General features: G+C 66.9%; 10 protein-coding genes and 1 pseudogene. 8 read left to right on the top strand and 3 right to left on the bottom strand.

Annotated features, from left to right (window positions below; all coding sequences use genetic code 11):
- Positions 1–152: 152 nt before the first annotated feature.
- The 6 genes from KN815_RS40775 (at position 153) to KN815_RS40750 (ending at position 5,439) form a co-directional block, all read left to right on the top strand.
- Positions 153–971, top strand: a complete 819-nt coding sequence (locus KN815_RS40775) for an enoyl-CoA hydratase/isomerase family protein (protein ID WP_216346838.1) — start codon at positions 153–155, stop codon at positions 969–971.
- A gap of 12 nt (positions 972–983) precedes the next feature.
- Positions 984–1,763, top strand: coding sequence for an enoyl-CoA hydratase/isomerase family protein (locus KN815_RS40770; protein WP_216346837.1), 780 nt, complete (start codon positions 984–986; stop codon positions 1,761–1,763).
- Complete coding sequence (locus tag KN815_RS40765; protein WP_216346836.1) at positions 1,756–2,256, top strand: flavin reductase family protein; 501 nt, start codon at positions 1,756–1,758, stop codon at positions 2,254–2,256. Before KN815_RS40770 ends, KN815_RS40765 begins: the two co-directional genes overlap by 8 nt.
- A 46-nt stretch (positions 2,257–2,302) precedes the next feature.
- On the top strand, positions 2,303–4,132 hold the full coding sequence (locus KN815_RS40760) for an AMP-dependent synthetase/ligase (RefSeq protein WP_216346835.1): 1,830 nt from the start codon (positions 2,303–2,305) through the stop codon (positions 4,130–4,132).
- Positions 4,133–4,206: 74 nt separating this feature from the next.
- Entirely contained in the window at positions 4,207–4,416 is a 210-nt protein-coding gene (locus KN815_RS40755) for a hypothetical protein (protein WP_216346834.1), read from the top strand.
- A gap of 39 nt (positions 4,417–4,455) precedes the next feature.
- Positions 4,456–5,439 carry a LysR family transcriptional regulator gene (locus KN815_RS40750; RefSeq protein WP_216346833.1) on the top strand — a complete coding sequence of 328 codons (984 nt, stop codon included), beginning with the start codon at positions 4,456–4,458 and terminating at the stop codon, positions 5,437–5,439.
- Positions 5,440–6,573: 1,134 nt separating this feature from the next.
- Here KN815_RS40750 and KN815_RS40745 read toward each other — a convergent pair.
- From KN815_RS40745 to KN815_RS40735, 3 genes are all read right to left on the bottom strand, one after another.
- Complete coding sequence (locus KN815_RS40745; protein ID WP_253209561.1) at positions 6,574–6,885, bottom strand: tyrosine-type recombinase/integrase; 312 nt, start codon at positions 6,883–6,885, stop codon at positions 6,574–6,576.
- Positions 6,886–7,315: 430 nt separating this feature from the next.
- Positions 7,316–8,632, bottom strand: a complete 1,317-nt coding sequence (locus tag KN815_RS40740; RefSeq protein ID WP_216346831.1) for a cytochrome P450 — start codon at positions 8,630–8,632, stop codon at positions 7,316–7,318.
- A gap of 75 nt (positions 8,633–8,707) precedes the next feature.
- Positions 8,708–9,388 (bottom strand): TetR/AcrR family transcriptional regulator, encoded by a 681-nt coding sequence (locus KN815_RS40735; protein ID WP_216346830.1) that lies wholly within the window; start codon positions 9,386–9,388, stop codon positions 8,708–8,710.
- Between the two features lie 418 nt (positions 9,389–9,806).
- Between KN815_RS40735 and KN815_RS40730 the strand changes: the two genes are divergently transcribed.
- Together KN815_RS40730 and KN815_RS40725 are read left to right on the top strand one after the other, a co-directional pair.
- Positions 9,807–10,232 (top strand): zinc ribbon domain-containing protein, encoded by a 426-nt coding sequence (locus KN815_RS40730; RefSeq protein ID WP_216346829.1) that lies wholly within the window; start codon positions 9,807–9,809, stop codon positions 10,230–10,232.
- A 579-nt stretch (positions 10,233–10,811) separates the two neighbouring features.
- Positions 10,812–10,996 (top strand): annotated as a pseudogene (locus tag KN815_RS40725) (methylmalonyl-CoA carboxyltransferase); the annotation flags it as partial.

Here is a 10,996-nt window from a genome sequence, read left to right as displayed (position 1 = left end):
TACGTCATCCCCCACTTCAAAAACCCCCGCAACGTCGTCCGCCCCGCCGACGACGTACTCGCCGACATCCGAGCCGCACGCCCCGCCCACCAAGAAGCACTTCACCAGTTCCACTCCCAGCACAACCCCACACACCACAAGGAGACCAGCCGATGACCGACCTCTACAACCACGGCACCGGCGATATCCTCACCGAACACCACGACAACGGCATCCTCCTGATCACGATCAATCGACCCGACCGGTACAACGCGCTCACTATGCCGATGTTCGAGGAGATGAACCGGATCTGGGCCGACGTCGAGCGCGATGAACAGACCCGGGTCGTCGTCATCACCGGGGCCGGCAAAGCCTTCTGTACCGGGATGGACGTCGCTCAGCCCGACCCCACGCCCGAGGAAGCGCTCGCGATGCTGGAGACCGAACGCAAGCGGGTTGCGACGATGTTGCGCATCGAGAAGCCGATCATCTCTGCGATCAACGGCCCCGCGGTCGGCTACGGGCTGTCGACCGCGCTTCTCGCCGACATCAGCATCGCCGCGGACGACGCGGTGCTGATGGAAGGCCACACCAAGGTCGGCGTGACCGCCGGCGACCACGCCGCACTCATCTGGCCGTTGCTTGTCGGTATGGCCAAGACCAAGTACTACGTGCTCACCTCCGAGAAGCTGACGGGCACCGAGGCCGAGCGGATCGGGCTCGTGAGCCTGTCCGTTCCCCGCGAGCAGGTGCTGCCCCGCGCCCTTGAGGTCGCATCCCAGCTGGCCCGCGGTTCCCAGCAGGCGCTCCGTTTCACCAAGCGTGCGCTCAACGCCTGGCTCACTAACGCGGTGCCTCAGCACGAGCTGTCCTCGGCACTTGAGATCCTCGACTTCGCCGGTGCCGACTACGCCGAAGCACGCCAGGCTTTCCGGGAGAAGCGCCCCGTGGACTTCCCCTCCGCTCGCGCCGCTGGCGGACCGGCGAACTAAGGGAAGGCGAGCATGAGCATTGCCTCGCACAACACAGCGCCCAGCGCTGTGCACGCGTCCGACGAAGTGGACGGCGTGGTTGTACTCACTCTGAACCACCCGCCGGCGAACGCGCTCAGCAATTCGCTCGTCAGCGAGCTGTCAAAGACGCTGGAAACCCTTGCCAGCGGCCCCGGCACCCCCGCAGTGGTCCTGACGGGAGCTGGTGAGCGCTTCTTCTGCGCGGGTGGCGACATCAAGGAAGCCATCGGCTTCGGCGCCGATTCGATGGTCGAGCGGATGGCGTCGTTTCACGCGCTGCTCTGCGCGCTGGAGGACTTTGCCCGGCCGCTGGTGTGTGCGGTCAACGGCTGGTGCGTCGGTGGTGGCATCGAAATGGCACTGTTCGCTGACATGGTGTACGCGTCGACTGAGGCGCGTTTCGTCTTCCCGGAGATCAACCACGGGATGCTGCCGGCCGTGAAGGGGATCACTCGAGTGCGCGGGGTCCTGGGTGACCGCGCGGCCCGGCGCCTCCTGCTGGGCGGAGAGCCCGTCGACGCGTTCGACGCGGAGAGGATGGGCATCGTCGACCAGGTGGTCGAGCAGGACGACCTGCTCGCGATCGCGATGGCGGACGCGCGGGCGGCAGCGGCGAAACCATCTGCCGTGTTCGCGGCGCTGAAACGGGCCCTTCACTCAGGGACTTCCAGTTGGCCGGTCGAAGAGCAACTCCGCGTCACGGTTGCCGACGCGCGCACGGTCTTCAACGACCCTGCCGCCCGAGCTGCCCGCGAGGGATATCATGGTTGATCAATTTCAAGGGCTGGACCCGGCCGCCTTCCGCTCGGCGTTGGCCCGCTTCCCTTCAGGCGTGACGATCGTGACGACGCGAAGCGCGTCAGACACGCTGCACGGGTTCACCGCGAGTTCCTTCGCGGCGCTGTCGCTCGATCCGCCGCTCGTCCTGGTGTGCCTGGACCGAGGAGCGGACTGCTCTCCCGTCTTCATGGCGGCTGAGCGGTTCATCGTCAACATCGTGACACACGCACACGCCGAGTTGGCGATCAAGTTCGCGACAAAAGGTGAAAACAAGTTCGCGTACGGAGCCTTCGAATTCGATGAGAGGGGTCACCCGCTACTGCCCGATGCGGCGGCAGTCATCCGTTGCGAACTGGAGCAAGCCGTACCCGGCGGAGATCACGTGATCCTCATCGGCCGTGTACACGACGCGCGGACAGGTAGCGGCAAGCCGGTGACGTGGTACCGGGGTGACTTCCTGCACCTCGGGGAGAGTGCCGCATGAATCTCATCGGGCCCGGGCTTGTCCGCTCTGGAAGAGAGGCCGTGTCATGGATCTGACCAATTTCGAGCCAACCCGGACGCTACCGGGGCTGCTGCTCGATCGCGCGAACAGGGAACCCGACGCCGTCGCGCTGCGCTACTGGCGTGATGGGGACATGCAGGCGATCACGTGGCGGACGTACCGGGATCGCGTGCAAGATCTCGCGCTCGGCCTTGTCGCGCAAGGTGTGCAGCACGGCGATCGCGTCGCGGTGATGAGCAGCGCACGCCCGGAGTGGGTGTTCGCCGCGATGGCCGTGCAGAGTGCCGGCGGCGTCGTGATCGGCGTCTACCCGACCAACTCACCTGCCGAGATCGAGCAACTCCTCACACACAGCGAGGCCGTCGCCTTCATCGGCGAGACGACGACGGAGCTCATCAAGGTGGCGGAGGTCGCCGCACACACACCGAAGCTGCGGCTCGTGGTCGGAATCGACGCCACTCCGCCGGAGCTACCCGAGGTGATCAAGAGGACAACGTGGGAAGCGCTGTGCGAAGAAGGAACACAGTACGCCGACGACAGCGCCGATCCTCTGTCCGAGTTGGTCGCCGGCGGATCCCTCGACGATGCCGCCGTGCTGTTTTACACGTCGGGATCCACGGGAGTTCCGAAAGGCGTCACACACTCGCACCGCACGCTTCAGCACTCGGTTCAGACCTTCGTCGGCCTCTACCCGCAGATCCTCCGCCACGAGCACGATGTCGTGGGCTTCCTGCCGTTGGCCCACGTCGCGCCGGCGGTGGTGTCGGTGTTCGCGCCGCTGCTCTCACGGCTGGTGGTCACATACTGCCGCATTGGTGACTACGAAGATGTGTTGCGCTCGGTGCGGCCGACGGCAGTGCTCTGGCCGCCGCGGTTCTACGAGAAGATCGCCGGCGAACTGATCGCACGGACGGAGGTCTGGCCGCGACTTCGTCGCTACGCCTATGACGCCGCCATGTGGGTCGGCCGCAGGGTAGCCGAACGCCGCTGGTCCCATCGCCGACCCCCGGTACTGCTGCGAATCGCGTACGCTGCCGCACTTCGCGGAGTGTTCTTGCCACTGCGGGCGACCGTCGGAATGGATCGCATCCGCGTTGCCTACACCGCATCTGCCGCGATGCCCGAAAGCGTCATCGCGATATGGCAGATCTGGGGGCTCGATCTCCGCGAAAACTACGGTCTCACCGAGACGGCCGGGTGTCCCATCGCTCATTTCGACCAGCCGTTCCCTCGTCCGGGCTTCATCGGCAGGGAATTCCCGGACCCACGGTTCCAGGTGAAAGTCGCAGACGATGGCGAAATGCTGATCCGCGCGCCCCTGCTCTTCGACGGATACTGGCGCAACCCGGCGGAGACCGAGGCTGTTTTCCAGGATGGCTGGTTCCGCACCGGTGACCTGATGGAGCGCACACCCCACGGCGACATCCGGCTCATCGGCCGGAAGAAGGACGTGATCATCACCCGAGGCGGCAAAACGATCAATCCTCAGCCCATCGAAACCCGGTTGAAGGAGAGCTCGCTGATCAACGAAGCGATCGTCGTCGGCGATGCTCGCAAATACCTCACCGTCCTGCTCGAACCGAGCACAACCGCAGACGCCCGGTCGGCGGAGGTGCTGGCCGAACGCCTGCGAGCGGAGGTCGCTCGGGTCAACGCGGACCTCGCGCGCGTAGAGCAGTTGAAGGACTTTCGCGTTCTGCCTCGGTCCCTGGAAGCCGAGCGCGGCGAGCGGACCGCGAACGGCAAGATCAAGCGCAATGCCGTCGTGAACTCGTTCGCAACGTTGATCGACGACATGTACGGCGCGAACGACGATGCGGCGATCGCAAACCATGTGCGCTCGAGGCCGAACTAGGTGGTTGATCACGTGAAGATCGCGTGAAGTGAGATCGGTCCGCAGGCGTGGGAGGAGGGCGTTCAGCTTGATGTGTGAGCGAAGAACTGAACACTCGTCTGATGGCACTCTACATGTTGATCAACGATCAGGTGGTCGTATCCCGTGCCTGCCGTGGCCGTCAGCCGTTGTTGTCCGCCACCCCTGTGCCCTGCGGCATGCCGCAGGAAACGGTCCAGCGCTCGGAGCTGGCCGGGCACGCCGACAACGGTTACTACGCCGCCGGGCCGCAGGTTCAGTCATGATTGCCACGTCCACCCGAGTATGCGGCAAGAGGTGGAGCCATGCCGGTCCCTGACCTGACGTTGCAGCAGCTTCGCGCAGTCCGGACACTCGCCGCATCCGGCAGTTTCACGAAAGCAGCCGCAGCAGAGCACATCTCTCAGTCAGTCCTCAGCAGGAGGATCAAGGAAGTCGAGCGTCTCCTGCGGGTGCGGTTGTTCGACCGCACCACTCGGCAGCTCGACCTCACGGCCGAGGGGCATGCCTTTCTCCTCATGACGGGCGCCGTCCTCGACGACATGGACATGCGACTGAGCCGCTTCATGTCGTACGTAGCGGCCCAGTCCGGAACCATCGCCGTAGCCGCGCTTCCATCGCTCGCGGCGGCTGTGCTGCCGCGCGTGATGCGCGGCTTCATGCTGGATCACCCCGAGGTGGAGTTCGAGATCATCGACGGGGCCGCGGATGAAGTTGTCGAACGCCTCGAAGGTGGGACTGTCGAACTCGGCTTGACCGCCCACGGTGACCTGCCGGACGGCTTCTGCTTCACACCACTGCTGCGGGAACAGTTCTACGGCGTCGCGCACCACAGCCATCCTTGGTCGGCGCAGAATTCCATCTCGTGGGCGGACTTCAATGGTGAGACCGTGGTCGCAACGCGGCACGGAACCAGCATCCGAGCGATCACCGACGCCGCGTTCAGCAAGCACTCGATCTCGGTGAGCCACCACTTCAATGCCTGTAGCGCGGTGACGATCCGCGGGCTGCTACGGGCCGGCGTGGGCGTGGCAGCTCTGCCGGCCCTGGAGTTGCAGGGTTTCGGTCTGGATGATCTGATCGCGGTACCCGTGGATTCTCCGGGAGCAACCAGGGTCACCGGCGTGATGTACCGCTGCTCTCAGGACCTCTCGCCCGCCGCGGCTCGTTTTTTGGATTTCATGCACGCGACCGAGATCGATCCCCCGCGAGGAGTCTCCCGCGTTCACGAGGGTCACACCGGCGAACCAGACACATTGAGCCACGCGGGGGTGCAGCTCGCAGAATGAGGTCGGCGATCGTCTCGGGCCGGGCGGTGCTGCCGAGTGGCCTTCGCCAGGCCGCCGGGTTTCTTCATTCCGGCGGTCTCGTGGGGAATGCCGGCCTGGCCGTGCAACGAGATGGCGACGCCGGTGCGAGCCGTCCCGTCGGGGAAGGTCACCCGCACCAGGGGACCCGCACCAGAGTACCCGCACCAGGGTGCGGTGATCCTGGAGCGGGGCGGTGTGGTCGGGAGACGGGGGCTGGGTAACGGCGATGATGCCGCCTTCGCCGCCTCCGGCGCGGCGCGTGGCCTTGTGGGGTGAACAAGCAGCGGTCCACCGCTGTCAGCAGATGGTCGGTGAAGACGTGCTTCCAGCCGCCGAGGGCCACGTTCGGCCGGCAGATGCTCGGCGGAGGCGAAGGCCAATGCGAAGGAGACACGGACCGGCAGCTCGTCGGCGAGCCGGTCCCGGAGGCGGGCGACGGCCCGGCGGAAAGCGGCATACACGCCCACGTGCCTGGTCACGCACGGGACCTGTACGGATGTCGAGTGCGGGTCAATGTTCTCGCCCACGTCCGGCCTATGCACCCAGACGCGGCTCGTGACGTCGAAGTAGGAGCGGTCGGCGTCCAGGGTTGCGACGAGTTCACCGGGTTCGGAGCTGAGTGCGAAGGAGTGCAAGCCGTGCTGACGTCCGAGCTGGTGGATGGTCGCGGCATTGGCGCGGAGCTTCGCGGCGGTGGCCGGCCCTCACGGTTCATCCTCCTCCGTGATCTCTGGCACCTGGGTCGACAGGGGTGAGGATATAGGAGTGTGCTGGCCATGTGAGTGTTCTCCGGGGCGGCGACTGATGAGGTCGTTCTCCTGTCTTCGTACGGCGGTTTACGGAGCCCCGACGGTCGGCTACAGCGTGATACGGATCGGTGCGGAGAATTTCCGCGCCGCTGGGGGTCAAGGGGTCGCAGGTTCAAATCCTGTCGTCCCGACGGTGTGACCAGCGGGTTTGCCAGTGATGGCAGACCCGCTGATTGCGTTCGTGTGACACGTGATGGCGACGTGATGACACCCGGTGAACGCTGAGGCGCCACCGCCACGGCACCCCTGGCCAGGGGCACCGCATCAGAGAGAATCCCAAGCGGAAGCGAGGCGGACGAAAGGTTCAGGCCGCCCGCTGTTCTGACGCTCCGCCAGGATCGCCGGTGGCGTGTTTGCGGTCGGCGCGTTCCAGGGCTGTGCCGATGGCGGCGACGGCGTCGCGGGCGGCGTGGGGGAGCAGGTGGCCGTAGAGGTTGGCGGTGGTGGCCAGCGTCGAGTGGCGCAGAGTCTTGGAGACCACGGCCAGCGGCACCCGTGAGCTGATCATGATGGTGGCCGCGGTGTGTCGCAGGTCGTGCACGCCGATCCGTGGCAGGCCGAGCTCGGCGGCGCGCCGCCGCACCTGCGCACGGTCCTCGACCAGTACGCCGAGCACTACAACGCAAGACGGGCCCACCGCGGCCTCGACCTACGAGCGCCCGACGACGACCCGAACGTCATCCCCCTGCCTGCTGCCGCGGTCAGGCGCCGACAGGTACTTGATGGACTGCTCAACGAGTACCACACCAGGCCACCCCGACCGCCTCACCATCCACAGGAAACGCCCAGCTCAGCAGCCTGATCGGGATATTGACACCCTTCAGGCATCCTCGCCCGGCAGGCTCGGCGCGGTCTGCGCCGTGGTCAGCAAACGCGTCCTCCTGAGCTAACACTCAGTCATCACACCACAAGGCAACGCGAAAGAACCAGAGTTCGACCGACGCCGAGAGGCGCTCTGCCGCGCCTACTCGACCGCGTACTCGTTGAGCTCGGAGAGCAAACCGTCCGCGGCATCCCGTTCGATGGTCACACGGCAGGTCGCCGGTTCATCGACTGACGGTGACGCCGAGGGGAGCCCGGAAGGACAGCAGACCCAGCATCGGGGACTCGGTCCCGCCTTCCTCCAGCCGTACTCCGGACAGGCGACCGGCCGCTATGCGCAAGGCCACCGCCGCTTCTGTGCGCGCCAGGGACGCGCCCGGGCAGCGATGACGGCCGACGCCGAATGCGAGGTGATGACGGACGTTCGTCCGATACGGGCGCATCAGCTCCGGGTCGGGGAAGACCGTCGGGTCGGATCCGCTGCCCAACAGCATCAGCAGCAACGGCGCGCCGTCAGGGATGCTCACCCCGCCCAGTTCGGCGGAGCGGACGGTGACCCGGCGCCACGTGGTGACCGGGGGTTCGTGGCGTAGCACCTCCTCCACCCATGCCTCGGCCAGGCCCGTCCGCCCCGGCACGTGCTGCCACAGGCCCGGCTCGGTGAGCGCTCGCCGCAGCACCGTGGCGATGAGCTGCCCGGTGGTGGACTGTCCCGCGATGAACACGAAGAAGCACGCGGCCACCGCTGTCCCGATGTCCAGCGGCTCGCCGTCGGGCAGACGGTGAGAAGCCAACGCACCGACGAGTGAGGTGGGCGGGGCGGCATCGTCGCGCACTGTGTCGGTCAGCCACTGATGGAACTCGCCGACGAGCTGCGCCAGTTCCAGTTGCCGGTCGAAAGTGGGCCTGCCCCAGAACAGCTCCAGCGAGGCATCGCTCCAGCGAATCAAGGTGGCCGGAGTGACTCCCTGGATGCCGAGAAGCTCCATCAGTACCCGGCAGGGCAGCACCTGCGCGAAAGAGCTGAACAGCTCGCACCGACCGGTGGCGTCGATCTGCGACCGCACGGCGTCGAGCAAGTCCTCGGCGACGCGCTGGATGACCGGTACGGTCGCGGCGACGCGCTCGGCGTTGAAGAATCGGGTCACCACGCGGCGCAGTCCCAGGTGGCTGGGAGTGCCGTTGTTGGCGAGCGCGGGTGGGAGGGTGAAGCCGGCCCGGGCGAGGATCCGCAGCGCCGCGACCGGTAGTGGGGTAACTGCCCGAAGGGCGTTGTCGGGACGGAACAGGGCCGGGTCAAGCAGTACGCGGCGCACATCGTCGTACCGGCTGACCAGCCACAGCCCGGTGCCGGGGTGGTAGTGCACGGGGGCCTCGGCCCGGAGCCGGTCCAGCCAGGGGTACGGGTCACGGACGAAGCCGTCGCTGAAGAGATCGAGCGGGTCGAGCGGGGCACGGGTGCCGAGCGCCGCCGGGCAGCCTCCTGGGCTGGTCCCGGCGGTTCCGCCAGGGGGGAATGTGTTCGGGACCGGGGAAGCCACGGCCGGAAGCTAACACGCCACAGCACGCCCCGGTTTCCGTTGTGCGCGGCATCACTCGTTCAAGCGGAGCCGGCTTCAGTGCTCGGCGCCATCCTCGACCAGACGTCGCAACGAGGGAAGCAGGGTGTCGATGTCCTGCGCGGTCCTGAACGCGACGACGGTGGTGCCGCCGGGCTCCGGTGAGGAGCCGGGCGCCGGAAAGAGGGCGAGCACCTCACGCATCGCCTCGTCCACCTCGGCGACGGGGTCGGACGACTCGCCCCGAAGCCAGCGACGCAGCACGTGGTTGTGGGCGGCGACCACCGCGGCGGCCATGAGTTCGGCCCTCAGCGACGCCGATTCCGTCGGACCCCCCATCCAGTCCGCGATGAACTCCCGGAACAGGCGCTGATAGCGGCCCACACTGGCGATCTCCCGGTCACGCAGGGCAGCCACCTTGCTGGTGAGGGCGTATCGCCGCCTCGCCAGGTCGCCCTCATCCACGTAGTGCAGCAGTACGAGTCGGACCGCGTCCGACACGGCGACCAGCGCGGTGCTGTGGCTCGAGGTCGCCAGCCGATCTCTGATCAACGCCAGGAGCCGGTCGTGGTCCGGAAAGATGACGTCTTCCTTGGTGCGGTAGTTCCGGAAGAACGTCGTGCGCCCGAGCCCCGCTCGCTCAGCGATGTCGTCGACGGTCGTCTGCTCGTATCCGCGCTCGTCGAAGAGCGCGAAGGCGGCGTCCGCCAGTCGGATCCGTGCCGGTAGCTTGCTCATGACCCCCCATCCTTCCCCGCCTCACCGCGCAGACGCCACTTGCCTCGTCTTGACGGGACCGGATACCGAATTTCCCGGGCATCGGGCATCGGGCGCCGAGCGGCGCGGTGTGGCTTCCCCGCAAGGAGCGAGCCCGCCACCTCCACCCCAACCGCCCCTTGCACCCGACCAGGGACACCTTCGCCTGCCACCACAAGGAACCGGCGCGTCGGCACACCATCATCACGCCCGGCACCCACACCCTTTTGGAACTGAGTACTTTACTTGCGGCACTCAGTGCCATAGCTTGGCTCGTGTGCACGCCACTACAGCGGTGCGCCGTGCCACAGCCGTGATCGGCGGGGCCTCGCCTCCCATCACGGGTCGTTTTCGGCCGGGGACGGAGAGGGACACCGTGCTCCATGCAGCGATCGAAACCATGGATAGCGCCCCCATCGAACGGGAGGCCGACGCGAGCGCGAACCCGCCCCCAGGGGCGGACCTCCCCAGGCAGGTGCCGCTGGGCGGAGTGGGAGGTGGAGAGCTGTATTTCCAGCGCTGCCACTGGTGCCGGACCGCAGTCTTCCGCCGTCTGCTGTGCCCCGTCTGCGCCTCCACCGATCTCGCCTGGGAGCTCAGTTGCGGCATCGGGGCCATTCGTCATGTCATGGCCGTGAGCCAGCGCCCCGGGAGGCAATGCGCACTCGCCACCATCAACATGTCCGAGGGATTCTGGCTGTTCTCCAGGGTCATCGGCGTGCCGCCGCTCACCGTGCGGGCCGGGGCCTCGGTGTGTCTGACAGAAGGCATCGAGTCCGGCCCCCAGGCACTCCTCTTCCGCCTCTGCGAGACTCCGCCGCGATGAACGCTGAGGCACCGACGCCTACGTGCCCCAGCCAGACGACGGCGCCGGCGATCTCTCGGTTCCGCAGGGCGACCGACCACCCTCCCCGCGCCCAGCGACCACTTGCCTTCGATGGAGGTACTGAGTACGAAGTGGCGGTCCTACAGAACGTCCTGACCCCGATGCGTGAGGCCCTACGGCTTCGCGCCACAGTCGGCGAGGTCTCCCACGCCCTGCGCGACGTCTGGGGCGCGTGTACGTCCCCCACGACACCATCTGACCTTGAGTGCGGCCCCACAGGCCATTGCCCATCACCTCTGGAGTGCCTCCGATGATCCCTGCCCGCCACCTGCCACGCCGGCCCCCACTGCCGACCGATTCGTTCCTGCCAAGAATGCTGAGACGCAATGACGTAACGGTGCCTCCGGGCGCCGGTCTGACGGCCCCGCTTCATCAGCCGACCACCCTCATTCCGAGTTCCCCGGTGCGGATGGTCGTGCCATTCCCGCTCGGAAGCTCCTTCACGGCTGCCCCGGCAACCGGACTCCTGCTGACCGCCCAGCACGTCATCAGCACCCACCCTCGGAAGGGAGGCGAGAGGTGAGCACCGAGCCCGCGCAGCCGGCCGACGTCGACATCCACACCACCGCGGGGAAGCTCGCGGATCTGAAGCGCCGTATCGAAGAGGCGACCCATGCGGGGTCCGCGCGCGCGGTGGAGAAGCAGCACGCCAAGGGCAAGCTGACCGCGCGCGAGCGCATCGACCTCCTCCTGGACGAGGGGTC

Source organism: Streptomyces niphimycinicus (assembly GCF_018883605.1).
Lineage (GTDB): Bacteria > Actinomycetota > Actinomycetes > Streptomycetales > Streptomycetaceae > Streptomyces > Streptomyces niphimycinicus.
Note: the sequence above shows the minus strand (reverse complement) of the source record. Positions and strands in the feature narration are given on the sequence as shown.